Source organism: Blastococcus sp. DSM 46786 (assembly GCF_900109665.1).
GTDB lineage: Bacteria > Actinomycetota > Actinomycetes > Mycobacteriales > Geodermatophilaceae > Blastococcus > Blastococcus carthaginiensis.
In genome coordinates, this window is the sequence record NZ_FOAO01000001.1 from 104,626 (window position 1) to 127,787 (window position 23,162).

Consider the following 23,162-nt stretch of genomic DNA (forward strand, 5'->3'; position numbering starts at 1 on the left):
GGGGCTCCGAGGAGGCACCACCGTGCAGTACGCCGAGTCCGTCGTCGACCTGGTCGGCAACACCCCGCTGGTGAGGTTGTCGTCGGTGACCCGCCACCTGGGCCCGGACGCGCCGCTGGTGCTGGCCAAGGTCGAGTACCTCAACCCCGGTGGTTCGGTGAAGGACCGGATCGCCGTGCGCATGGTCGACGCCGCCGAGGCCGGCGGTGAGCTGCAGCCGGGCGGCACGATCGTCGAGCCCACGAGCGGCAACACCGGCATCGGCCTGGCGCTGGTCGCCCAGCAGCGCGGCTACCGCTGCATCTTCGTCTGCCCGGACAAGGTCGGGCAGGAGAAGATCAACGTGCTCAAGGCCTACGGCGCCGAGGTCGTCGTCTGCCCGACCGCCGTCGATCCGGCCGACCCGCGGTCGTACTACTCGGTGTCCGACCGGCTGGCCCGCGAGACGCCCGGCGCCTGGAAGCCCGACCAGTACTCCAACCCGAACAACCCGCGCTCGCACTACGAGACGACCGGGCCGGAGATCTGGGCGCAGACCGACGGCCGGATCACCCACTTCGTCACCGGAGCCGGCACCGGCGGGACGATCAGCGGCGTCGGCCGCTACCTCAAGGAGCAGTCCGGCGGCCGGGTGCAGGTCATCGGCGCCGACCCCGAGGGCTCGGTCTACTCCGGCGGCACCGGCCGCCCGTACCTCGTCGAGGGCGTGGGCGAGGACTTCTGGCCCAGCACCTACGACCAGGAGGTCGCCGACGAGATCGTCGCGGTCTCCGACGGCGACTCGTTCGCCATGACCCGCCGGCTCGCCCGCGAGGAGGGCCTGCTCGTGGGCGGCTCCTGCGGCATGGCGGTGGTGGCGGCGCTGCGCGTGGCCGAGCGGCTGGGCAAGGGCGACGTCCTCGTGGTGCTGCTGCCCGACGGCGGCCGCGGCTACCTGGGCAAGATCTTCAACGACGCGTGGATGGCCGACTACGGCTTCGTCGAGGCCACCGGCGGTGAGACCGTCGGCGAACTGCTGCACATCAAGTCCGGCGAGACGCCGACGCTGGTGCACACCCACCCGAACGAGACCGTCCGCGACGCCATCGACATCCTGCGCGAGTACGGCGTCAGCCAGCTGCCCGTCGTCCGGGCGGAGCCGCCGGTGACCGCCGGCGAGGTCGTCGGCTCGATCGACGAGAAAACGCTCCTCGACGCGCTGTTCGCCGGCCGCGCCTCGCTGGCCGACCGGGTGGAGAGGCACATGAGCCCGCCGCTGCCGATCGTCGGCTCGGGCGAGGCGGTGAGCTCCGCGGTCGCCCAGCTGGGCTCGGCCGACGCGCTGCTCGTGCACGTCGACGGCAAGCCCGCCGGCGTCGTCACCCGGCAGGACGTGCTGGGCCACCTCGCGGGGGTGACCCGGTGAGCGGCTTCAACACCCGCGCCATCCACGCCGGGCAGGAGCCCGACCCGGCCACCGGCGCGGTCATCCCGCCGCTGCACCTGACCACCACCTACAAGCAGGACGGCGTCGGCGGGCTGCGCGGGGGCTACGAGTACAGCCGCAGCGGCAACCCGACCCGCGACACGTTGCACACCGCGCTGGCCGCACTGGAGGAGGGCACGACCGCGCTGGCGTTCGCGTCGGGGCTCGCCGCCGAGGACACCCTGCTGCGCACAATGTGCCGGGCGGGCGACCACGTCGTCCTGGGTGGCGACGCGTACGGCGGCACCTTCCGGCTGATCTCCCGCGTGCTGTCGGAGTGGGGGCTGGAGCACACCCCGGTCGACCTCGACGACCCCGAGGCGCTGCGTGCGGCGATCCGTCCCACGACGCGGGTGGTCTGGTGCGAGACGCCGAGCAACCCGCTGCTGAACATCACCGACATCGAGGCGACCGCGGCGATCGCCCACGAGGCCGGCGCGCTGCTCGTCGTCGACAACACCTTCGCCTCGCCGTACCTGCAGCGGCCGCTGACGCTCGGGGCCGACGTCGTCGTGCACTCGACGACGAAGTACCTCGGCGGCCACTCCGACGTCGTCGGCGGCGCGCTGGTCACCCGGGACGCCACCCTCGGCGAGAAGCTGGCCTACAACCACAACGCGATGGGTGCGGTCGCGGGTCCCTTCGACTCCTGGCTGGTGCTGCGCAGCCTCAAGACGCTGGGCGTCCGGATGGACCGGCACTGCGCCAACGCCGCCCGGATCGCGGAGTTCCTCGTCGGCCGGCCCGACGTCGCGACGGTCCTCTACCCCGGGCTGCCCGACCACCCCGGCCACGAGATCGCGGCGAGGCAGATGTCCGGCTTCGGCGGGATGATCTCCTTCCGGCTCCGGGACGGCGAGGAGGCGGCGCTGCGGGTCTGCGAGCGGACGCAGCTGTTCACGCTGGCCGAGTCGCTGGGGGGTGTGGAGTCGCTGATCGAGCACCCGGGGCGGATGACGCACGCCAGCGCCGCGGGGTCACCGCTGGAGGTGCCGGCCGACCTGGTCCGCCTCTCGGTCGGCATCGAGGACGTCGACGACCTCGTGGCCGACCTCGAGCAGGCGCTGGGCTGAGAGTCAGGCCCCCGTCGGGGTCGGCCCGACGATGAACAGCGGGCGGAAGTGCTCGACCACGGGGAACGGCTCGTAGAAGGAGTGCAGCAGGCGCCGCCACTCCTGGTAGCCCGGCGACCCGCGGAAGCCCTCGGTGTGGTCCTCGATGCTGTTCCACTCGACGAGCAGGAGGAAGACGTTCTCCCGCTCCACGCACCGGGACAGCAGCAGCCGCCGGAAGCCCGGCGACGCGGAGATGATCGGGGCTGCGGACCGGAACGCCGCCTCGAACTCGGCCTCGCGGCCGGGAGTCACGGACAGCTCTGCGTGCTCGAGGATCACGGCGTGCACCGTACGGCCCGTCGGCGGGCTGCCGCGGCGGATCTCAGCGCGGCGCCGTGAGGATGCGCGGGCCGTCCGCGGTCACCGCGACCGTGTGCTCGACGTGCGCGGCCCGGCTGCCGTCGGCGCTGCGCAGGGTCCAGCCGTCGGCGTCGATCGTGTAGTCGTCGCTGCCCCCGGCGAGGAACCACGGCTCGATGGCGATGACCAGGCCCGGGCGCAGCGGCACCCCGCGGCCGGCGCGGCCCTCGTTGGGCACCGACGGCGCCTCGTGCATGGTGCGCCCCACCCCGTGGCCGCCCTGGTCGGTGTTGATGCCGCACCCACCGGCCCGGCCGACCGCGCCGATGGCGGCGGAGATGTCGCCGACCCGGTTGCCGACGACGGCCGCCGCGATGCCGGCCGCCAGCGCCCGCTCGGTCGTCTCCACCAGCGCGAGGTCCCCGGGCCGCTGCGTGCCCACCGGGTAGGTCATCGCGGCGTCGCCGACCCAGCCGTCGAGCACCGCACCGGCGTCCACGCTGAGCAGGTCGCCGTCCTGGAGCACGTCGGGAGTCGGGATGCCGTGCAGCGCGACGTCGTTGACCGACAGGCACAGCACGCCCGGGAACGGCGGCGTCGTGGGCAGCGGCGCGTAGCCGAGGAACGGTGAGGTGGCGCCGGCGTCGGCCAGGACGTCGCGGGCCACGGCGTCGAGCTGCGTCAGCCGCACCCCCGGTGCCGCGAGCGCCCGCACCGCGGCGTGCATGTCGGCGACCACCGCACCGGCGGCGCGCATCGCGTCCAGCTCGCCGGGCGTGCGCAGTTCGATCACGGTGGTCCTCCTCGGACGCTTCCGGTAAAGCTATCCCGGTATCAGAAGGACCCCGTCCCCCTCTCCCCTCGCAAGCTCGGGGCGAGCCTCTGGACGGGGCCGGGCGAGCTTCTGCGCGAGGCGCGCGGCACCCGCCCCCCGGCGGAGGTGGCGGCGGCCTCCGGGGTGAGCCTGGAGGCGCTGCGCAAGATCGAGTCCGGGCGTGTGCCGACCCCCGCCTTCTTCACCGTCGCGGCGCTGGCCCGCTCCGTCGGGCTGCCGCTGGACCGGTTGGTCGCGCTGCTGGCCGAGCCCGTCGACGGACCGGCGCGGACCGCGGTGCGCCATCGCGGCCGGCCGGACACGGTCGGTCGCGATCCACGACGATGGCCCGGGGACAGTCATTCCCTGCCCACACCGGCTGGGCAGAGACCAACTGCCCGGGAGCACCTGGTGGCGGACCGGGCAGTGCCCCCGGTGGTGCGGCCGGTCAGGGCTGCCGGCGCGCACCCGTAGAGGAAGAGGGCGCCCCTCGGCGTGTTCGAGGACCGCTCCGGCACGGTACGCAGGACCGGGTGACCTCCTCCCGCGCGACCGTCGTCGTCGCCACCCGCGACCGGCGCCACTCCCTGCTCCGGTCGCTCGCCCACCTCGACTGCGGCGTCCACCCGGTGGTCGTCGTCGACAACGGCTCCTCGGACGGCACCGTGGCCGCCGTGCGCGCCCGGCACCCCGGCGTGACCGTCGTCGAGCTGCCGGTCAACCGCGGGGCGGTGGCGCGCACGGTCGGCGTCCGGAGGGCCGGCACGCCCTACGTCGCCTTCGCCGACGACGACTCGTGGTGGGAGGCCGGTGCGCTCGACCGGGCCGCCGACCTGCTCGACGACCACCCCGGGGTCGCCCTCCTCGCCGGCCGGGTGCGGATGGCCGCCGACGGGTCGGTCGACGCGGTCACCCGCAAGCAGCGGGCCGCCGTCCTGGGGACGTCGCCGGGGGCCCCGGGACCCGACGTGCTGAGCTACCCGGCCTTCGCCACGGTGCTCCGCCGCGAGGCGTACCTGTCGGTCGGCGGGTTCTCGCCGCTGCTGTTCTTCGGCGGCGAGGAGCACCTGCTGGCGCTGGAGCTCGCGGCTGCGGGGTGGCAGCAGAGCTTCGCCGACGACGTCGTCGCCTGGCACGACCCGGCCGGTCCACCGACCGTCCCGGCGCGCCGCTGGGCGTTGCAGACCCGCAACGACCTGCTGGTCGACTGGCTGCGCCGGCCGCTCCCGGTGGCGCTGGCCGCCACCGCCCGGCTGGTCCGGCGGGCGCCGTCGGACCCGGCTGCGCGGGCGGCGTTGCGCGGCTGGGCCCGCCGGCTGCCCGCTGCGCTGCGGCAGCGGCGGCCGGTCCCGGCCGAGGTGGAGCGGCGGTTCGCCCTGGCGCAGCGGCCGCTCAGCCCCTCAGCCGGGCCGTGAACCACCGCCGCGCGTCCTCGGTCCCGGCCGCTCCCCGGCCCCGGGAACGGGTCACCGCCCCGGTGAGCTCGCCGGAGAGGCAGCGGGACAACGCCGCGTCCAGCGCCGGGGCGGTGACGTCCTCGGCCTCCAACAGCAGCGGCCAGTCCAGCGCGCGGGCCTGGCCGCTCACCTTGGCGCCGCCGGCGATCGGGTCGCAGGCGATGACCGGCCGGTCGTGCTTGAGCCCGAGCACCAGCCCGTGCAGGCGCATGCTGAGCACGACGTCGCACCGCCGGAGGAGGGCCTCCACCTGGGCCGGCCTGCGGGGGTGCGGCTTGTCGTACAGGTCGGTGTCGATCGGGAACCACGGCAGGGCCCGGGAGGCGAGCCACTCCTCGATGACGCCGCGCATGCGGTCGGCCCGGCTGCGGTCGCCGTACTCACCCTGCAGCGGGGCGAAGGCGACGGCGAGGACGGGCGCATCCGCCGCAGGGCCCTCGATCGCGAGGTCCGGCCGGCTCACGCCGGGGGCGTCCCGCTCCCACACGGCGTCGAACATCGCGCGGGCGGCCTCGTCGACGACGGAGACGTTGACCGCCCACCGCTGCGCCCCGGCGAACGCGGCGGTCAGGTCGCGCAGGCCCGGCAGGTCACCCACGGGCCCGGTGGTGAAGACCAGGTGCGTGTAATCGGCCGGGTCGACGTCGCGCCAGTGCACGCCCCGCTCCAGGTACGGCGCCCAGGCGACGTCGTGGTCGACGCCGAGCTCGGTCAGCCAGCCGGTGACGGCCTCGGCCCCCAGTTCGTCGCCGACGGTGGCGATCACCTCGTCGAAGCTGAACCACCCGGCCACGAGAACACGCACGACCTCCACCCTGGCAGCCTGGTGCGTCGAGGGCATCCGCAGGGAACGAGATCACGGTCCCACGGGTTGTGCCGGTCACCGCCGACCGACGAGGAGACGCCGTGAGCACCACCGACCACGACCGCGACCTGCCGGCCCTCGAGGCCGACCGCGACCGCATCCGGGCCACGCACCTGCGCCCGGCCGGCACCCGGCCGCCCTCCACCGCGCGCGGGCTGCACCACACCGCGCTCCTCAGCAGCGACGTCGAGCGGACCGTGCGCTTCTACCAGGACGTGCTGGGCTTCCCGCTGACCGAGCTGATCGAGAACCGCGACTACCCCGGCTCCTCGCACTTCTTCTTCGACATCGGCAACGGCAACCTGCTGGCGTTCTTCGACTTCCCAGGCCTGGACGTCGGGCCGTACGCCGAGGTGCTCGGCGGGCTGCACCACATGGCGATCAGCGTCGACCCGCAGCGCTGGGAGGAGCTGGTCGGCCGGCTCACCGAGGCCGGCGTCGCGCACGAGGTGCACAGCGGGGTCTCGGTCTACTTCCGCGACCCCGACGGCGCCCGCATCGAGCTCATCGCCGACCCGCTCGGCGAGATGTACGGCACCAAGGTCCTGTGACGGGCACCGGTGGGGCGGCCGGGCCACCCCACCGGTCCCCCTCAGCGGTCCCGGTCGGCCACCAGGTCGGCGTAGTCGGGGTGCCGCTCGATCCAGCCGGCCACGAACGAGCAGCGCGGCACCACGGACCCACCGCGCGACCGCACCTCGTCGAGGGCGGCGCGTACCAGGGTGCCGCCCAGGCCGGACTGCCCGGCGTCGGGGTCGATCTCGGTGTGGGTGAACTCCAGGGTGTCGCCGCGGCGTTCGTAGGCGGCCAGCCCCAGCACGCGGTCGCCGTCGCGGATCTCGAACCGGTCGGACTCGGGGACGTCGGTGACGGTGGTCTCCATGCCCGCGGTCAACCTGCCGCGGGAGCCGGCTGTTCCGCGACCAGCTGCAAGGCGCGGGTCGGGCACTGCCGCACCGCCTCCTCGGCGTCGCGGAGCTCACCACCCTCCGGGTGGGGGCGCAGCACCGTCACCGTCCCCTCGTCGCCCACCTCGAACAGGTCCGGCGCCAGTGCCTCGCAGGCGCCGGCCCCGACGCAGCGCTCCAGGTCGGCCTCCAGGCGGCTCACCGGCTGTCCGCCAGCCGGGCCGGGAGCCGCTTGAGCCCGTTGACGAACGACGACCGCAGCCGGGCGGGCGGGCCGGTGATCTCCAGGTCGGGGAGCTGCTCGAAGACCCGGGCGAAGGTGACCGCCAGTTCCCGCCGGGCCAGGTGCGCGCCCAGGCAGAAGTGCGGCCCCTTCGACCCGAACCCGACGTGCGGGTTGGGGTCGCGCGCGAGGTCGAAGCGGTGGGGGTCGGCGAACACCTCGGGGTCGCGGTTGGCGGCGGCGTAGAAGAGGAGGAACTTGTCCCCCGCGGTGAAGGGGTGGCCGTTCACCTCTCCGTCGCGGGTCGCGGTGCGGCGCATCCAGGTGACCGGGCTGGTCCACCGCACGATCTCCTCGACCGCCGTGCGGGTGAGCCCGGGGTCGGCGATCCAGCGGGCCCGCTGGTCGGGGTGCTCCTGCAGCGCCAGCAACCCCTGGGAGATGGCGTTGCGGGTGGTCTCGTTCCCCGCCACGAGCAGCAGGATGAAGAACGAGGCGATCTCCTGGTGGGTGAGCTTCTCCCCCTCGACCTCGGTGGTCACCAGCGCCGTCGTCAGATCGTCGGTCGGGCGCTCCAGGCGCTCGGCGGCCAGCCGCTCCATCAGCGCGGCCAGCTCGATGCCCGCCATGAGGACCCCGGTGAGCGGGTCCTCCTCGTCCTCCACGAGCTCCGGGTCGCCGCCGGAGAGGATGACGTTGGACTTGGCGAGCACCATCGCCCGGTCCTGCTCGGGGATGCCCATCATGTCGCAGATGACCCGCAGCGGGATGGGTGCGGCGAGATCGGCGACGACGTCGAAGGTGCCGTCGCCCTCGGCCGCCTGCCGGCGCACGCGGGCCAGGACGTCGTCGACGATGCCCGCCACCGAGTCGACGACCCGCTCCAGCATCCGCGGGGTGAAGGTCTTGGCGACGATGCGGCGGATCTTGGCGTGCCGCGGGTCGTCCATGCTGATCAGCGAGCCGTAGAACTCGTTCAGGTCGGCGGGGATGTCCTGGATGGAGACCGCCCCCTCGCCCGAGCAGAAGACGGCGGGCTGCGAGCTGATCGCCTCGAGGTCGGCGTAGCGGGTCACGGCGTGGTAGCCCGGCCCGCTGGGCAGGTTGGGGATCTCCGGCTCGGCGAAGAAGGCGAACGGCCGCTCGACGCGGAGCCGGTCGAACACGGCGTGCCGCTCGGCCGGCGGGCGCGACCAGAAGTCGCGGTCGGACAGGTCGATGCCGAGGTCGGCGGCGCCCGCCCTGCGGGGCTGCGAGGCGGTACCCGGTGCTGGTGCGGCGTCGACGGACACAGGAGGTCCTCTCTGGGCGGCGGTCGTCCTCAGCACGCTAGAGAGAATCGGGGTGACACACAACACACCCCTGCGAGACTCCTCCCGCGGGTGCACGAAGGCCCGGCCACCACCGGTGACCGGGCCTTCGTCGTGGTAGCGGGGACAGGATTCGAACCTGCGACCTCTGGGTTATGAGCCCAGCGAGCTACCGAGCTGCTCCACCCCGCGTCGGTGACACCCACGGTACACGCCCCCGGCCGGGCGCCCACGTCCGGGCGGCCTCGCGCGCGCAGCGCCCCGGCGACCGCGACACTGTGACCAGCTGCTCGTCCCCAGGAGGTCCCGTGTCCCCACCGCCCGCCGGCCTGCGCAACACCGATCTGCTGGCCATCTACCTCAACGACCACCTGGCGGCCTCGGTCGGGGGCATGGAGCTGGTGCGGCGGATGATCGGCCTGCACCGGGGCACGCGCTACGCGTCGGAGCTGGAGACGCTGCTGGTCGAGCTGCGCGAGGAGAACGCCGCGCTGCGGGCGATCATGGACGACCTGGGCCTCCCGGTGCGGCGGCACAAGCAGGTGGCGCTCTGGCTCGGCGAGAAGGTCTCGCGGTTGAAGCTCAACGGCCGCCTGGTCACCCGTTCGCCGCTGAGCGACCTGGTGGAGTTCGAGTTCCTCGCCTCCGCCGTCCGCGCCAAGCGCAGCGGCTTCGAGAGCCTCCGGGAGGTCGCCGACGTCGACGACCGCCTGGACGCCGACCAGCTCGACGGGCTCGTCGAGCAGGCGAACCGGCAGCACAGCTGGCTCACCACGACCCGGCGCGAGGTCGCCGCCCGGGTGTTCGGCGGGAACGACCACGCCCCCGACGAAGCCGCCGGCGACTGATCGCACGACCGATGCCGCGGACGACAGAGACCCTCCCGGATCCGACTCGGATCCGGGAGGGTCTCTGCACTTCGTAGCGGGGACAGGATTCGAACCTGCGACCTCTGGGTTATGAGCCCAGCGAGCTACCGAGCTGCTCCACCCCGCGCTGTGCCACCACGCTACCGCATCGGCGCGGGTGGCCGGTCGCCGGTCCCGCGGTCGGAGTGCGACCGCGGGACCGGCGGGACCTCAGGAGCTGCGGGACGTGCCCGCCGTCGCCGGTGCGGCCGTCGCACCGGCCGTGGCGTGCCCGTCGGCCGGCGCCGTCGTGACCGGGGGCGGCGTCTCCTCCGGCGCCCGGCGCGGGATGCGCGGTTCCTGCGCCAGCCCCTTGGCCAGCGAGACCAGCACCAGGAGCAGCACGATCGCGAACGGGAACGCGGCCACGATGGACGCGGTCTGCACCCCGCCCAGGCCCCCGCTGACCAGGAGCACGGCGGCGGAGGCGGAGATGACCAGGCCCCACACCACGCTGACGATGCGTGCCGGGTCCTGCCCGCCGCGGCTGCTGAGCGAGCCGAGCACGAAGGTGGCCGAGTCGGCGCTGGTGACGAAGAAGGTGACGATGAGGATCATCGCCCCGATCCCGGCGATCACACCGCCGGGCAGGGTGTCCAGCAGCGCGAACAGCTGCGACTCGGTCGCCTGGCCCGCGAGCTCGGCGCCCTCCTGCTCGGCGAGGATGCCGGCGCCGCCGAACACCGAGAACCACAGCCCGCTGACCAGCGTGGGCACCGCCAGCACGCCGATGACGAACTCGCGGATGGTGCGCCCGCGCGAGATGCGCGCGATGAACGTCGCCACGAACGGCGACCAGGAGATCCACCACGCCCAGTAGAAGATGGTCCAGCCGTTGATCCACTCCGAGCGCTGGGCGTCGAAGGGGCCGGTCTGCAGGCTCAGGGTGGGGAGCTCGGCGAAGTAGCTGCCGAGGGTCGTGGTGAAGGCACCCACCAGCCGGCCGGACGAGGCGGTGAAGAGCACGAAGGCGAAGAGCGCGACCGCGAGGACGACGTTCGCGGTGGACAGCCACTTGATCCCGCGGTTGATGCCGGAGAGCGCGGAGATCAGGAAGAGGACGGTGACCACCGCGATGATCGCGAGCTGCACGCCCGAGCCGATCGCGATGCCGTCGCTCAGCGAGGCGAGGCCACCGTTGATCTGCGCGGCCCCCAGGCCGAGCGACGTCGCGACGCCGAAGACGGTGGCCACCACCGCGATCGTGTCGACCGCGGTACCCAGCGGACCGTCGACGCGGTCACCGAGCACAGGGCGCAGCGCCCCGCTGATGGTGGCCTTCCAGCCGCGGCGGAACCGGGCGTAGGCGAGGGCCAGCGCCAGGACCGCGTAGATGCCCCACGGGTGCAGGCCCCAGTGGAAGAAGGAGTACCGCAGCGCGTCCCGGGCGGCCTCGGTCGTCCCGGGGTCGGCCGTCGGCGGCGTGAGGAAGTGCGACACCGGCTCCGCGACACCCCAGAACACCAGGCCGATGCCCATCCCGGCGCTGAAGAGCATCGCGAACCAGGACCGGGTGCTGTACTCCGGCCGGTCGCTGTCCGCCCCCAGCCGGATCCGCCCCCACCGCGAGGCCGCCAGCGCGATGACCGCGATCAGCACGATCGTCGCGGTCAGCAGGTAGAACCAGCCGAACCGGTCGACGACGAAGGCGCGGGCCGCTCCTGCGGCGGAGTCGAGCGACGAGGGGGAGAAGGCTCCCCACAGGATGAACGGGAGCACGATGGCCAGCGAGGCCCAGAAGACAGCGGATGTTCTGCGCACGGGCGAGGGGATCCTCCAGTAGGGGGCGGCCGGCGGGTGGCACCGGCGTGCCGGAACGCCACCGGAGCAGACCGGTGGCGGGCACGATGTTCCAGCTTGCCAGCACTCGCGCGGGCCCGCATCTTCCCGCAGGTGACGAGGCCCACCCCCGCGGGACCGGCACGTCGGGGATCGTGGACGGGTGCCACCTCAGCCGCTCGCACCGCAGGACGCCCACCGCGCCGTCGACCTGGCCCTCCGGGCGGGCGAGCTGCTGCTCTCCGCGGGGGCCAGCGCGGCCGAGGTGACCGCCACCTGCACGGTCGTGGCCCGCTCCTGCGGCCTCTGGCGGGTGGAGTGCGACATCACGTTCACGTCGATCACCGTCTCCGGCCACGCCGCGGAGGACGCCGGGCCGGTCAGCGGGTTGCGCCTGGTGCAGCAGCGGGAGCTGGACTACTCGCGCGCCACCGCCGTCCACAACGTGGTCGGCGACCTGGCCGCGGGCCGGGTCACCCCGGCGGAGGCCGACCGCCGGCTGGAGTCGGTCACCACCAGCCGGCAGCCCTACCGGCGGTGGGTCGTGACCGGGGCGCGGGCACTGCTGGCCGCTGCGGTGGCCGTGCTGCTCGGCGCCGGCGCCGCGGTGACGGCGGCCGCGTTCGGGGCCACCGTCCTCGTCGACCTCGCCATCGACCGGCTCGGCCGGCGCGGCCTGCCCGCCTTCTTCCTCAACGCCGTCGGTGGCCTGATCGCCACGGCGGTCGCGCTCGCGATGGTCGCCGCGGACATCGGCGTCCGCCCCTCGCTCGTCGTGGCCGGCGGGATCGTGCTGCTGCTGCCCGGTGTCACGCTCGTCGGCGCGGTGCACGACGCCATCACCGGCTTCTACGTGACGGCGAGCGCGCGTGCCTTCGAGACGTTCCTGCTCACGGCCGGGATCATCAGCGGGGTCGCGGTCGGCCTGTCGATCGGTGTGCGGCTCGGGGTCCCGGTGGCGATGTGGGACCCGCCGTCCAGCGGGCTGGCGGACGTACCGCTGCAGCTCGTGGCCGCGGCCGCCATCTCGGGCTCGTTCGCCGTCGCCAACCACGCCCCCCGCCGCACGCTGGCCCCCGCGGCCGCCGCCGGCGCGCTGGGCTGGGCCGTGTTCGTCGGGCTGGACCAGCTGCGGCTCACCGTCACCCTCGCCACGGCGGCCGCCGCCGTCGTCATCGGTCTGGGCAGCTTCGTCCTGGCCGCCCGCCAGCGCGTCCCCGCGCTGGTCTACGTGGCCGCCGGGATCATCCCCCTGCTCCCCGGCCTCACGATCTACCGCGGCCTCCGCCGGCTGACCGAGGGCGACACGCTGGGCGGGATCACGCTGCTCGGGACGGCGATCACCGTCGGCCTGGCCCTGGCCGCCGGGTCGCTGCTCGGCGAGTACGTGGCCCAGGCCCTGCGGCGGACCCGCCTGCCCGGCGAACGGCGCCTGACCGGCCTGGTCCAGGCCCGCGGGGTACGCCCCAGGAGCCGGTCGGACCACCGGAGCCAGGCCTCGCGCGCCTGACGCGGGCGGCGTCGGCGCGGACCCGTGTGAACGGTGGGACGGGCCGCCACAGCCGGGACGGGGACCGTGCGCGCCTCCGGCTCCCCCGCTCCCGCCCCGCCTACAGTCCGGCTCGTGGCGGGGAACGGGACGGCGAGCAGGTTCGTCGGGGACCCGCAGCCGGTGGAGGTCCACCACCGCGGGATCTGGTACTCCGGCGAGCTGCTCGGCTGGCGGCACACCCCGGACGGCCGGGTCTCCGCCCGTGTGCGGTGCACCGTCGACGGGCTGCGGCACTCGACGTGGAAGGACCTCGCCGAGCTGCGCCTGCCCGACCCGGCGCACCCCCCGCGGCGCGAGCCGTTCCCGGCGGCGCCGGCCCGCCCGATGGCCACCGGCGCCCCAGCGGTGGAGCAGGACCGCACCCGGCCGCACACGCTCCTGGCGGCGCTGACCAGCCGACCGCGCCCGCCCGAGCACGTGGTCACGCCTCCGCCCGCGGACCCGCGCATCCCCGCGCCCGCTCGCGCGCACGCACCCGCCGCGCCCGCGCGGCCCCGTCCGACGCCGTACCGCCGGACGCCGCGGCAGGAGGACCACCGGTCGCGCGAGCGGATCGACGCCCGAGGTCCCGGCGAGCGCCTCGGCGCGCGCTGACCGGGCCATCCGTACCGCCGGCCGGCGGGAGAGCCCGACCGCGCGCACGACGAAGGCCCGGCCCCCTGGTGGGGACCGAGCCTTCGTGGTGGTAGCGGGGACAGGATTCGAACCTGCGACCTCTGGGTTATGAGCCCAGCGAGCTACCGAGCTGCTCCACCCCGCGTCGGTGAGAACAGCTTACCAGCTCTCCGGGCGGGTGGGACGCCAGGGGCACCCACCCGCCCGGAGGAACCGTCAGTCCGCTCCGCCGGCTGCCCGCTGCGCCACCTGGTAGGCGGTCACGGCCGCCTGCAGGTCCTCGAGCGCCTGACCCTGACCGGCGAAGTCACCTTCGCGCTGGGCGGTGGCCAGCGCCTCGAGCGCCGCGTTGATGTCCTGGACGCTCTGCTCCATGTCCGGCGTGACCGCCACGCCCTCCTCGCCGTCCGGCGGGACGGGCACGTCGGTCGGATCGGCCGGCTGTTCCACGCCGGGGGCGTCCTCCCCCTCCTCCGCCTCGGTGGGCACCCCGTCGGCGTCGGAGGCGACCACGCCCGCTCCGTCACCGAAGACCTGGTCCAGCGCCTCCGACAGGGTGTTGGCGTAGCCGATCCGGTCACCGAAGTTGACCAGGACCCGCTGCAGGAGCGGGAAGCCGCTCTCCCCGGCGCCCTCCACGTACAGCGGTTCGACGTACAGCAGTCCGGCGTCGCCGATCGGCAGGGTCAGCAGGTTGCCGAAGACGGCGTTGGAGTTCTCGCTCTCGAACAAGGTGAGGTCCGGTCGGACCTGGTTGTTCGTCGTGAACGAGTTCTGGACCTGCTGAGGCCCTCTGAAGGGTGTGTTCCCCGGTAGCTGCAGCACCTGGATCTCGCCGTAGGTGTCCGGTGCGCTGGACGCCGAGACGAACGCCGAGAGGTTGTCCCGCTGGAACGCGTTGAGCGCGCTGGTCAGCTGGAAGCTCGCTTCGTCGTCACCCGGCCGCTGCGCCAGGATGTAGTAGGGCGGCTGGTCCTCTTCGATGTTCTGCGTCGGGTCGTCCGGCACCTGCCACCGGTCGCTGCCCTCGTAGAAAGTGATCGGGTCGTCGACGTGGTAGCGGGTGAGGATGTCCCGCTGGACCTTGAACAGGTCCTCGGGATACCGGACGTGGTCGATCAGCTCCTCGCTCATCGCGCTGCGCGGCTCGACCACGCCGGGGAAGGCCTTCATGAAGGTCTGGAGGACCGGATCCTCCTCGTCCCACGCGTAGAGCCTCACGGTGCCGTCGTAGGCGTTGACCGTGGCCTTCACCGAGTCGCGGATGTAGTTGAAGGTGTCGTTCGGCAGGGCGGTGGTACCCGTACCGGTCAGCGCGTCGGCGGCGGCCTCACCCAGCTGCATCTGCTCGGAGTAGGGGTAGGAGTCCGACGTCGTGTAGCCGTCGAGGATCCACTGGATCTGGCCGTCGATGACCGCCGGGTACGGATCGCCGTCGACCTGCAGGAACGGCGCGACCTTCTCGACCCGCTCGCGCGGATTCCGGACGTAGAGGACCTTGGACTCCTCGTTGACCGCGCTGGAGAGCAGGAAGTTGCGCTCGCGGTAGTGGATCGCGAAGGTCAGCTGCCGGAAGAAGCTGCCGATCTCGACGCCGCCGTCGCCGTCGTAGGTGTTGTTGATCTGCCGCTCCTCCGACCCGCCCTCGGGCTGGTCGAACTCGCGTGGCGCGGAACCCTCGGGAGCGCCGACCACCGAGTAGTCCTCGATCAGCTCGCCGTAGTAGACCCGCGACTGCTCGGGGACGATCTCGCCGCGCACCGGGAGGTCCCGGGTGGTGAAGTTCGGCTCGCCGCCCTCGGTCCCCGCGACGACCTCGTTGGCCGGCGCGGCCACGAAACCGTTGCCGTGCGTGTAGACGGTGTGCCGGTTGATCCAGGTGTCCTGGTTCTCCGACAGCCCGGAGCTGTTCAGCTCGCGCACCGCCACCACGTAGTCGCGGGTCTCGCCGTCGATCGTGTAGCGGTCGATGTCCAGCTTCTCCGGGAAGCCGTACACGTTGCGGATCTGCTGGCGCGCGGTGAACGTGTCGGAGAGGACGTTCGGGTCCAGCAGCCGGGCGTTCGGGATGGTCTCGGTGTCGTTGCGCAGCTCCGCGAGCGCGACCTCGGGGTCGACCTCGCTGCCGGTGGTCTCCTGCGCGTAGCTGACGTAGTCCACGTCCGAGAGCCCGTAGGCATCGAGCGTCGCCGCGATCGCGCGATCGATGTAGGGCGCCTCCTTCTCGTTGGCGCTGGGGCCGACGACGAACTGCTGGACGATCGCCGGGTAGGCCACGCCGATCACCAGGCTGGAGACCAGCAGCAGCACCAGGGCCGCGGCCGGCAGCAGGAAGTTGCGGACGACGATGTTGGCGAAGAACGCCAGGGCGCACACGGCCGCGACGAAGACCAGGATCGTCTTGGGCGTCAGCAGCGCGTTGACGTCGGTGTAGCTCGCACCGGTGAAGACGTCACCGCGGCCGGAGTAGACCAGCCCGTACCGGTCCAGCCAGTAGGCGACGGCCTTGAGGGCGAGGAAGACGCCCAGCAGCACCGAGAGCTGCACCCGGGCGGCGCCGGTGAGCTTCTGGCCGGGGGTCTGCAGCCGCAGCCCGCCGAACACGTAGTGGGTCAGCAGCGAGCCGATGAGCGCGAGGATGACGACCGCGAACCCGAAGCCCAGCAGCAGCCGGTAGAAGGGGTAGTCGAAGACGAAGAACGACAGGTCGATGCCGAACTGGGGGTCGGTGCGGCCGAAGTCGGTGCTGTTGCGGAACGACAGCCAGGTCTCCCAGCTGCTCTGCGCGGTGAACCCGGCGAACAGGCCGAGGACGACGGCGATGCCGGTGAGCACCAGGCCGCGCCGCGGCTCCAGGGACTGGCGGTAGCGCTCGAGGTTCTGCTGCTCGAGCGACATCGGGCGGAACGTGGGGCGGAAGCGGTAGGCCAGGTACATGGCCAGCGCGGTGAGCCCACCGGTCGCCACGCCCGCCACCGCGAACAGCAGCGCGCGGGACTGGAGCTCGGTCCAGAACACCTCGGTGAACCCGGCCTCGTCGAACCACAGGTAGTCGACGTAGACGTTGGTCAGGGTGCCGACGGCGGTGAACAGCACCAGCAGCACGGCGATGGCGCCGATGACCAGCTTCGCGCGCCGCGACAGGGTCGGTACCGGCACGGGGGGCCGCATGGCCACGAGCGGTCTCCTTCAGTTGCAGGCGTGGCCTCTCGGCCACGCGACGATCGACCACGGGGGTCGGGTGATGCGACGCCGGGCGTGCCCGGCCTCATGGACAACGCACCGGACGGCGCGGGGTTCCCGGGGGCGTGCCGGGGCGCCTCGGGTCAGCAGCCCTCCGGTGTCCGGCCGGCGCGCACGTCGGCGAGGGCCGCCAGGGCGTCGTCCAGCGTGGCGACCCGGGCCATCGGCACGCCGGTGTCGGGGGCGGCCAGCGCCTCGGCGCAGTTGCCGGCCGGGACGAGGAAGAGCTCCGCGCCGATGTCACGGGCGGCCACCATCTTGAGCCCGATGCCGCCGATGGGGCCGACGTTGCCGGCGAGGTCGATCGTGCCCGTGCCGGCGACCACCGCGCCGCCGGTCAGGTCCTCCTCCCCCACGAGGTCGAGGATGCCGAGCGTGAGCATGAGACCGGCCGACGGGCCGCCCACGTCGGCCACCTGGATGTCGACGTCGAAGGGCGCGGCCGGCTGGTCGAGGACGCTGACGCCCAGCAGCGACCCCGCGCGCTCCTCGGCCGCCTGCGTGGTGATCGTGGCGGTGCCCGGCTCCCCCAGCCGCGTGTAGCCGACGGTGACCGGCGTCCCCGGCGGGATGTCGGCGAGGACCTGGGCGAGCACCTCGGCGTCCGGCACGGGGCGGCCGTCGACGGTCTCCAGGGCATCCCCCTCCTCCAGCTCCCCCTCCGACGGCGAGCCCTCGGGCACGGCCCGCACGACCACCTTCTGCGGGTAGCCGAGCTCGCCGAGGGCGACGCTCTCCGCCGCCTGCTCGGAGGTGAGGAAGGCCTGGCGGTTCACCTGCCGGGTCTCCTCCTCGCTGCGGTCCGGCGGGTAGACGGTCTCCTCGGGGACGACGCTGACCTCGTCGTCGAACCAGCCGCGGACCGCCTGGACGAGGCTGAGCCCCCCGCGGCTGACGCCGACGGTGGTCAGGTTGAGGTTGCCCTCCACGTCGTTGCGCTCCCGACCCTCCACCGCGATGATCGGCTCGCCGTCGACCTCCCCGAGCGTGTCGAAGATGGGGCCGGGCACCTGCGCGACGTAGGGCACGGGCACGGTCGTGCCGAGCACGCCGAAGAGCAGCAGGAGCACGGCGCCCACGCTGAGGACGGCGTTGCGGCGGGTCACGAGGGGCGAGCCTAGAACGCCTCCCTGGACGGCGCCGTCGTCCTGCGCGCAGCCGACGACGTCCGCTCCGGGCGAACGACTCCCCCTGGCCGAAGATCACGCGTCTACCGTGGACGCATGAGCGACCTCCCGTTCGGCTTCGGCCCCCCCGACCGCGACCCCGAGCGCCGCGAGCCCGGCCGCGGCGACCAGGGCGGCGACCCGTTCGGCCTCGGCGCCCTCTTCGGCGGGATGGCCGGCGGCGGGTCGCCCGAGGACGTGCTCGGCAAGATGCCGCTGTTCGCCGAGCTGCAGAAGCTCATGAACTGGTCGGGCGGCCCGGTCAACTGGGACCTCGCCCGGCAGGGTGCGATCAGCCAGCTCGCGGCCGGGCACCAGCCGTCGTCGGAGCAGGAGCGGGCCGCCACCGCGGAGTCCCTCCGGCTGGCGGACCTGTGGCTGGACCAGGTGACCGAGCTCCCGTCGGGGATCGAGCGCACCGCCGCGTGGTCGCGGGTGGAGTGGGTCGAGCAGACCCAGCCCGCGTGGGCGGCGCTCATCGACCCGCTGGCCGAGCGGGTGGTGGCGGCGATGACCAGCGCCCTGCCCGAGGAAGCGGCCATGTCCTTCGGCCCCATCGCCGGGATCATGGGCCGGATGGGCGGGATGATGTTCGGCGCCCAGGTCGGCCAGGCCCTCGGCTCGCTCGCCGGCGAGGTGCTCACCAGCACCGACGTCGGCCTCCCGCTCGCGCCCGCCGGCACCGGCGTGCTGGTGCCGCAGAACCTGGCGTCCTTCGCCGAGGGGCTCGACCGCCCGGCCGACGAGGTCCGCCTGTTCGTGGCCCTGCGGGAGGCGGCCTCCCAGCGGCTGTTCGCCCACGTCCCGTGGCTGCGCCAGCAGCTCCAGGACGCCGTCCACGCCTACGCGCGCGGCATCACCATCGACCGCGAGGCGATCGAGCGGGGCATCACCGAGGCGATGGCCGGCGGCATGGGCGGCGGGCTGGACCCCAGCGATCCGGAGAGCATCCAGCGCCTGCTGGGCAGCGGCGTCCTCGAGCCCGAGGAGACCCCCGAGCAGCAGATGGCGCTGCGCCGGCTGGAGACCCTGCTCGCCCTGGTGGAGGGCTGGGTGGACGCCGTGGTCGCCGCCGCGGCGGCCGACCGGCTGCCGGGGCACGCCGCCCTGGCCGAGACGATGCGCCGGCGGCGGGCGTCCGGTGGGCCCGCGGAGCAGACCTTCGCCACGCTGGTGGGTCTCCAGCTCCGGCCGCGCCGGCTGCGCGACGCGGCGACGGTGTGGGGTGCGATGGGCCAGCAGCACGGCAGCGCCGAGCGGGACCGGTTGTGGTCCCACCCCGACCTGCTGCCGACGTCGGACGACCTGGACGAGCCGCTGGACTTCGTCGCCCGCCAGGGCCTCGACGACGATCTCGCGGCGCTGACCGCCGACGACGCGGAGCGGGCACCGGACCGGCCGTCCGACGACGAGGACCGGCGCGAGCTGGGCGGCGAGGGCTAGCCGCTCACCCCGTCGACGTCGGAGGCGGGTTCGGCGCCCGCCGCCCCGGCGGTGGCCGCCAGCTCGACGCCCTCCAGGAAGCCGCGCGCCCGCTCCGCGCGGGGGTACTGCGCCACCAGTGCCCAGAAGCGCTCGTCGTGCCCGGGCTCGAGCAGGTGCACCAGCTCGTGGACCAGCACGTAGTCGACGACGTACTCCGGCATCGAGCGCAGCCGGCTGGAGAGCCGGATGGTCCGGTCCGCCGGCGTGCAGGAGCCCCAGCGGCGGTGCTGGTTGTCCACCCAGCGCACGCTCGCCGGTTCCGCGAGGCCGTCGAGGTGCGCAGCCGACAGCGCCCGCGCCCGCGCCAGCAGCTCGGCGTCGCCCCCGAGTGAGCGCTTGCGGCGCTCCTCGCGGGTGCGCAGCTTGGCGACCATCTGCGCGACCCAGCGCTGCTCCTCGGCCGGGCTGAACGCGGCCGGGATGAGCACGACGGTGCGGCCCAGCTCGCGGTAGGCGGTCACCGTGCGCCGCCGGCGGCTGCTGCGCCGGACCTCCACGACGTCGCCGTCCGCCGGCTCAAGCAGGGCGCTCGCATGAGGAGTCGTTCCGGGCACGAGGAGACCGTAGGGCACCGTGCGGGCGTGGCGCCTGCGCGGAGACACCCGCTCGGGTGCAGGTCGCACGGACGGTGGACATCGTCGCCGCTCCAGCCGGTGACGAGGGTGGCCGCGCACGGGGGTCCACACCCGCTCGGGGACGTCTGCGCAGGTCGGCGGGGGGTGCCAGGTCGCGGCGGGTCATCCGTCCCCGGCCCGTCCCCTGGTTCCGCACAGCGACACGCCCCGCCGTCCCCATGGCATCCACAGCCCCGTCCACAGCTGTGGGGAACGCGCGGCCACCGATTCCGGGAGCCCCGCGAGCGGGCGTCCCGTCGGAGGGTCGGCACCGGCGGGTCACGGGTAGCGTGCTCGCGAACGGCGCCCGGCGTGCGGGCCGAGGCGCCCCGGAGACGAGGAGATCCCGTGGCGGAGAGCTACAACGGCTACTGCGTGAAGTGCAAGGAGAAGCGCGACTTCGACGGCGAGGTCAAGGTGAGCGAGTCCGGCCGCCGCATGGCGCAGGGCACCTGCCCCGTCTGCGGCACGAAGATGAACCGGATCCTCGGCAAGGCCTAGAAGGATCCTTCTGCCCCCCACCACTCGCGAGCTCGCGGCGGGGCCCTGCAGAAGGACCGTTCCATGCAGTTTCGGTCGGCGGCGTCCCCTGCGGGGGGCGCCGCCGTCGTCGTGGGGGCCTGTGGACGACGGGCCCGGCCGCGCTCCCCGGCTGCCACCCTGCCGGGGTGAGCGACAACGCCCATCCCCTGCTCCCCGCGGCGACGCCGCTGCTCGCCGGAGACGCCGGCAGCGTCCAGGTCGGCGGAGTCGACTCCACCGACGGCCTGCTCCTCGGGGCCGCCGCGGGGCTGGCACCCGTGCTCCGCGCTCTCGACGGGCGCCGATCGCGGCGCACCGTCCGGGCCGAGGCCGCCGGACAGGGCCTGCCGCCGGAGCTCGTGGACGCCGCGGTCGACGCGCTCCGCTCGGCCGGGCTGGTGCACGACCTCGACCCGGCCGACCTGCTCGTGATCGGCCCCGGGCCGGCAGCCGCTGCGCGCGCGGTCGTGGAACTGCCCTCGGCCGGCTCCTCCCCCGGTCCGGGGAGCTGGCGGGCCCGGCGGCGGGCCACCGTGGTGGTCGAGGGGGCGACGCGCGTGGGCACCCCGCTGGCCGCGGTCCTGGCCGCGAGCGGGGTCGGCCGCGTCGTGGTGCGGGACACGGGCGTGGTCACCGCCGCCGACGCCGTGGTGGGTGGCCTGACCGCCGCGGACGAGGGCCGCCCGCGCGCGGTGGCCGCGGCCGACGCCGTCCGCCGGGCGAGCCCGCTGACCGACCTGGGGCCGCTCCCCGTCGGTCTCCGGCCCGACCTCGTCGTCCTCACCCGCCCGTGGGCCGCCTCGGACCCGCTGGTGCCCGCGGTCCCGGGCCCGCACCTGGTGGCCGCCGTCCGCGGCGAGACGGGCGTCGTCGGGCCCCTGGTGGTGCCCGGCGCCAGCAGCTGCCTGCGCTGCGCCGACCTGCACCGCCGGGACGCCGACCCGCGCTGGCCCCGGCTCGCGGCCCAGCTGACCGCCTCGGAGACGCCCCCCAGCGGCGCCACCCTCACCTGCCTGCTCACCGCGGTGCTCGCGGCCGGCCAGGTGCTCGCCTGCATCGACGGGCGCGGCGCACCGGTCACCCTCGACGCCACCGTGGAGCTGCGCCCACCGGACCTGCTCCCCCACCTGCGGCGATGGCCCCCGCACCCGTCGTGCGGCTGCGGTGCCGCGACGGGCGGGGACGACCTCTCCGGGGCGGGTGGGGCATGCCCTCCCGGCGGGGATCCGCCCGCTCGGGCGACAATGGCCGCTGACCGAGCTCTCGGGCTCACCGGACACGACACGGCGCCGCTCCGCCCGGCCGCCGGCGAGGAGGACGTGTGAGCGACGAGCGACCGGCGATGCCACGGGGGTCGGTCGCGCGGACCGCGCGCCTGGCCTCCCTGCCCCTGGGCGCCGCGGGCCGGGCCACCCTGGGGATCGGCAAGCGCATGTCCGGCCGCCCGGCCGAGGCGGTGAACGCGGAGCTGCAGCAGCGCACCGCCGAGCAGCTGTTCGCCGTGCTGGGTCAGCTCAAGGGCGGCGCCATGAAGCTCGGCCAGACGCTGTCGGTCTTCGAGGCGGCGGTCCCCGAGGAGATGGCGGCGCCGTACCGGGAGGCCCTCACCAAGCTGCAGGAGGAGGCGCCTCCCATGCCGGTGCGGACCGTGCACGCGGTCCTCGCCCAGCAGCTGGGTGGCACCTGGCGCCAGCGCTTCGCCGAGTTCGACGACGCGCCGGCCGCGGCGGCCAGCATCGGTCAGGTGCACCGCGCCACGTGGCGGGACGGCCGGGACGTCGCGGTGAAGATCCAGTACCCCGGCGCGGCGACGGCGCTGATGAGCGACCTCAACCAGCTGGCCCGCTTCGCCCGCCTGTTCGCCTCCGTCTTCCCCGGGTTGGACGTGAAGCCGCTGATCGCCGAGCTGAAGGCGCGCGTGGTGGAGGAGCTGGACTACGGCCTGGAGGCCGACGCCCAGCGGGCGTTCGCCGCCGCCTACGCCGACGACCCGGAGATCGCCGTCCCCCGGATCGTGGCCAGCGCACCCAAGGTCGTCGTCTCGGAGTGGATCGAGGGGACGCCGCTCTCCCGGATCATCACCACGGGGAGCCGGGAGCAGCGCGACCGCGCCGGCCGGCTGCTGGCGACCCTGCACTTCTCCGGCCCGCAGCGTGCCGGCCTGCTGCACGCCGATCCGCACCCGGGCAACTTCCGGTTGCTGCCCGACGGGCGCCTCGGCGTCATCGACTTCGGCGCCACCGCCCGGCTGCCCGACGGGCATCCCGAACCGATCGGCCGGCTGCTGCGCTGGGCGCTCGAGGGCCGCGCGGCGGAGGTGCTGGCCGACCTGCGCGCGGAGGGGTTCGTGCGGCCGGGTGTGCAGATCGACCCGGAAGGCGTCCTGGACTACCTGCTGCCCCTGCTGGAGCCCATCGCCGGGGAGCGCTTCCACTTCACCCGCGCCTGGATGCAGGAGCAGGCCATGCGGATCGCCGATCCCCGCACCGAGGCCAACCGCCTGGGCCGGCAGCTGAACCTGCCGCCGGCGTACCTGCTCATCCACCGCGTCTCGATCGGCTCGATCGGGGTGCTGTGCCAGCTGGACGCGGCGGCCGACTGGCGCGCGGTGCTCGAGGAGTGGCTCCCCGGCTTCGCCGAGTAGCACACCGGGCGGGGCCCGGAGGCCCCGCCCGGTGTTCCACTGGGGACGGCTCCACGGCACCGGGGGACGGCACGTGGAGGCGGTGCGGTCGTACCGAGTGGGGCCCGGAGGGCTCCGCGCAGGGACGACTGACCGGCTCCACGGCACCGGGGGACGGCACGTGGAGGCGGTGCGGTC

Annotated in this window: 22 protein-coding genes and 3 tRNA genes; 12 read left to right on the forward strand and 13 right to left on the reverse strand. The window is 74.2% G+C overall.

What is annotated here, in order from left to right:
* Positions 1–22: 22 nt before the first annotated feature.
* Positions 23–1,405, forward strand: a complete 1,383-nt coding sequence (locus tag BMW62_RS00515) for a cystathionine beta-synthase (RefSeq protein WP_091928886.1) — start codon at positions 23–25, stop codon at positions 1,403–1,405.
* Positions 1,402–2,538: a cystathionine gamma-synthase gene (locus BMW62_RS00520; RefSeq protein WP_091928887.1), complete on the forward strand. Its 1,137-nt coding sequence runs from the start codon at positions 1,402–1,404 to the stop codon at positions 2,536–2,538. The genes BMW62_RS00515 and BMW62_RS00520 overlap by 4 nt, the downstream gene beginning before the upstream one ends.
* 3 nt (positions 2,539–2,541) lie before the next feature.
* Here BMW62_RS00520 and BMW62_RS00525 read toward each other — a convergent pair whose 3' ends face one another.
* Positions 2,542–2,859 carry an antibiotic biosynthesis monooxygenase family protein gene (locus BMW62_RS00525; protein WP_091929142.1) on the reverse strand — a complete coding sequence of 106 codons (318 nt, stop codon included), beginning with the start codon at positions 2,857–2,859 and terminating at the stop codon, positions 2,542–2,544.
* 43 nt (positions 2,860–2,902) lie between these two features.
* Positions 2,903–3,673, reverse strand: coding sequence for a type I methionyl aminopeptidase (gene map, locus BMW62_RS00530; RefSeq protein WP_091928888.1), 771 nt, complete (start codon positions 3,671–3,673; stop codon positions 2,903–2,905).
* Here map and BMW62_RS23370 point away from each other — a divergent pair.
* Both BMW62_RS23370 and BMW62_RS00540 read left to right on the forward strand, forming a co-directional pair.
* A complete protein-coding gene (locus tag BMW62_RS23370; protein WP_280138581.1) occupies positions 3,602–4,168 on the forward strand; it encodes a helix-turn-helix domain-containing protein in 567 nt (188 codons plus the stop codon). The genes map and BMW62_RS23370 overlap by 72 nt on opposite strands.
* 59 nt (positions 4,169–4,227) lie before the next feature.
* Positions 4,228–5,109: a glycosyltransferase family 2 protein gene (locus BMW62_RS00540; protein WP_211434916.1), complete on the forward strand. Its 882-nt coding sequence runs from the start codon at positions 4,228–4,230 to the stop codon at positions 5,107–5,109.
* Here the strand turns inward: BMW62_RS00540 and BMW62_RS00545 are convergent.
* Complete coding sequence (locus BMW62_RS00545) at positions 5,087–5,956, reverse strand: polysaccharide pyruvyl transferase family protein (protein WP_091929143.1); 870 nt, start codon at positions 5,954–5,956, stop codon at positions 5,087–5,089. The two genes, BMW62_RS00540 and BMW62_RS00545, sit on opposite strands and share 23 nt — an antisense overlap.
* 101 nt (positions 5,957–6,057) lie before the next feature.
* Here BMW62_RS00545 and BMW62_RS00550 point away from each other — a divergent pair, with 101 nt between their 5' ends.
* Entirely contained in the window at positions 6,058–6,567 is a 510-nt protein-coding gene (locus BMW62_RS00550) for a VOC family protein (protein ID WP_091928890.1), read from the forward strand.
* A gap of 41 nt (positions 6,568–6,608) precedes the next feature.
* Here the strand turns inward: BMW62_RS00550 and BMW62_RS00555 are convergent, their stop codons facing one another.
* The 4 genes from BMW62_RS00555 to BMW62_RS00570 all read right to left on the reverse strand — a co-directional run bounded on the left by BMW62_RS00555 (position 6,609) and on the right by BMW62_RS00570 (position 8,649).
* A complete protein-coding gene (locus BMW62_RS00555) occupies positions 6,609–6,899 on the reverse strand; it encodes a GNAT family N-acetyltransferase (protein WP_091928891.1) in 291 nt (96 codons plus the stop codon).
* A gap of 8 nt (positions 6,900–6,907) precedes the next feature.
* Positions 6,908–7,126, reverse strand: coding sequence for a ferredoxin (locus BMW62_RS00560; RefSeq protein ID WP_091928892.1), 219 nt, complete (start codon positions 7,124–7,126; stop codon positions 6,908–6,910).
* The gene (locus BMW62_RS00565; protein WP_091928893.1) at positions 7,123–8,439 is read right to left on the reverse strand and encodes a cytochrome P450; all 1,317 of its coding nucleotides are present in this window, start codon (positions 8,437–8,439) and stop codon (positions 7,123–7,125) included. The genes BMW62_RS00560 and BMW62_RS00565 overlap by 4 nt, the downstream gene beginning before the upstream one ends.
* Before the next feature lie 133 nt (positions 8,440–8,572).
* Positions 8,573–8,649, reverse strand: a tRNA-Met gene (locus BMW62_RS00570).
* A gap of 116 nt (positions 8,650–8,765) precedes the next feature.
* On the opposite strand from BMW62_RS00570, the gene BMW62_RS00575 reads away from it, so the two are divergent.
* Positions 8,766–9,305, forward strand: a complete 540-nt coding sequence (locus BMW62_RS00575; protein ID WP_091928894.1) for a hypothetical protein — start codon at positions 8,766–8,768, stop codon at positions 9,303–9,305.
* Between the two features lie 74 nt (positions 9,306–9,379).
* On the opposite strand, the gene BMW62_RS00580 is transcribed toward BMW62_RS00575, so the two are convergent.
* Together BMW62_RS00580 and BMW62_RS00585 are read right to left on the reverse strand one after the other, a co-directional pair.
* Positions 9,380–9,453, reverse strand: a tRNA-Met gene (locus BMW62_RS00580).
* A gap of 83 nt (positions 9,454–9,536) precedes the next feature.
* Positions 9,537–11,126 carry a BCCT family transporter gene (locus BMW62_RS00585; protein ID WP_091928895.1) on the reverse strand — a complete coding sequence of 530 codons (1,590 nt, stop codon included), beginning with the start codon at positions 11,124–11,126 and terminating at the stop codon, positions 9,537–9,539.
* 181 nt (positions 11,127–11,307) lie between these two features.
* Here BMW62_RS00585 and BMW62_RS00590 point away from each other — a divergent pair, with 181 nt between their 5' ends.
* Both BMW62_RS00590 and BMW62_RS00595 read left to right on the forward strand, forming a co-directional pair.
* A complete protein-coding gene (locus BMW62_RS00590) occupies positions 11,308–12,654 on the forward strand; it encodes a threonine/serine exporter family protein (RefSeq protein ID WP_091928896.1) in 1,347 nt (448 codons plus the stop codon).
* A 114-nt stretch (positions 12,655–12,768) separates the two neighbouring features.
* Positions 12,769–13,290: a hypothetical protein gene (locus BMW62_RS00595; protein WP_139206149.1), complete on the forward strand. Its 522-nt coding sequence runs from the start codon at positions 12,769–12,771 to the stop codon at positions 13,288–13,290.
* An 89-nt stretch (positions 13,291–13,379) separates the two neighbouring features.
* Here the strand turns inward: BMW62_RS00595 and BMW62_RS00600 are convergent.
* The 3 genes from BMW62_RS00600 to BMW62_RS00610 form a co-directional block, all read right to left on the reverse strand.
* Positions 13,380–13,456: transfer RNA gene (locus BMW62_RS00600), tRNA-Met, on the reverse strand.
* Between the two features lie 71 nt (positions 13,457–13,527).
* Positions 13,528–16,482, reverse strand: coding sequence for a UPF0182 family membrane protein (locus tag BMW62_RS00605; protein WP_244523779.1), 2,955 nt, complete (start codon positions 16,480–16,482; stop codon positions 13,528–13,530).
* 155 nt (positions 16,483–16,637) lie between these two features.
* A complete protein-coding gene (locus BMW62_RS00610; RefSeq protein WP_091928899.1) occupies positions 16,638–17,660 on the reverse strand; it encodes a YlbL family protein in 1,023 nt (340 codons plus the stop codon).
* A gap of 117 nt (positions 17,661–17,777) precedes the next feature.
* On the opposite strand from BMW62_RS00610, the gene BMW62_RS00615 reads away from it, so the two are divergent.
* Positions 17,778–19,163 (forward strand): zinc-dependent metalloprotease, encoded by a 1,386-nt coding sequence (locus tag BMW62_RS00615; RefSeq protein ID WP_091928900.1) that lies wholly within the window; start codon positions 17,778–17,780, stop codon positions 19,161–19,163.
* On the opposite strand, the gene BMW62_RS00620 is transcribed toward BMW62_RS00615, so the two are convergent.
* Entirely contained in the window at positions 19,160–19,759 is a 600-nt protein-coding gene (locus BMW62_RS00620) for a M48 metallopeptidase family protein (RefSeq protein ID WP_091929144.1), read from the reverse strand. The genes BMW62_RS00615 and BMW62_RS00620 overlap by 4 nt on opposite strands.
* A 408-nt stretch (positions 19,760–20,167) precedes the next feature.
* Between BMW62_RS00620 and BMW62_RS22380 the strand changes: the two genes are divergently transcribed.
* The 3 genes from BMW62_RS22380 (at position 20,168) to BMW62_RS00630 (ending at position 22,985) form a co-directional block, all read left to right on the forward strand.
* On the forward strand, positions 20,168–20,320 hold the full coding sequence (locus tag BMW62_RS22380) for a DUF5679 domain-containing protein (protein ID WP_012950213.1): 153 nt from the start codon (positions 20,168–20,170) through the stop codon (positions 20,318–20,320).
* Positions 20,321–20,487: 167 nt separating this feature from the next.
* Positions 20,488–21,666 carry a ThiF family adenylyltransferase gene (locus BMW62_RS00625; protein ID WP_091928901.1) on the forward strand — a complete coding sequence of 393 codons (1,179 nt, stop codon included), beginning with the start codon at positions 20,488–20,490 and terminating at the stop codon, positions 21,664–21,666.
* Complete coding sequence (locus BMW62_RS00630; protein WP_211434917.1) at positions 21,663–22,985, forward strand: ABC1 kinase family protein; 1,323 nt, start codon at positions 21,663–21,665, stop codon at positions 22,983–22,985. The genes BMW62_RS00625 and BMW62_RS00630 overlap by 4 nt, the downstream gene beginning before the upstream one ends.
* The last annotated feature ends 177 nt before the right edge of the window (positions 22,986–23,162 follow it).